Genomic DNA, 494 nt, shown 5'->3' on the forward strand with positions numbered 1-494 from the left:
TGGCCATCTTCGGGTCGTGTGCGTCACCAATCATGGCCTTGTTGGCCTTGTTGTCTTCATAGATCAGCCACCACTTACCTGCAACCATGCGCTTGTCGGGGTACTGCTTCTGGATACTTGCCATCCAATCGAAGAACTTCTCACCCACCGTTTCTGGGTAGTACTGCACAACCGGATGAACAACCCATTTACCGGTCTCTTTGTCCTTCTTACCGAATACGTCACGGATGCCTACCTTCGCCCCCATAGACTTGAGAATGGATGCAAGATACGGTTTCGAGTTCTTGGTTGAGCCTTCGTAGTCCCAGAACGCGATCAGCGGGACGTTCTTGTTCACGGCGTTGACCCTGACCATTAGGGCCAGTGTGGTCTTTGCCGTCTGCTCGTCACCGGCATGTGTGTACATCGCTGGACGGATACCACCACCGTACAGCAGGTCCAGCATCAGCAGACCGGTTGACAGCGGTTGAATGTCTTCCATCGGATCGGCCTCT

The 494-nt window shown here is 53.8% G+C and carries 1 protein-coding gene; it reads right to left on the bottom strand.

What is annotated here, in order from left to right; genetic code table 11:
• A partial coding sequence (locus tag AC1RPG_RS08090) for a hypothetical protein (RefSeq protein WP_481762483.1) occupies positions 1-481 on the bottom strand: 481 nt, incomplete at its 3' end.
• Between the last annotated feature and the right edge of the window lie 13 nt (positions 482-494).

The organism is Dellaglioa sp. CoH-57-MRSF-18 (assembly GCF_056781995.1).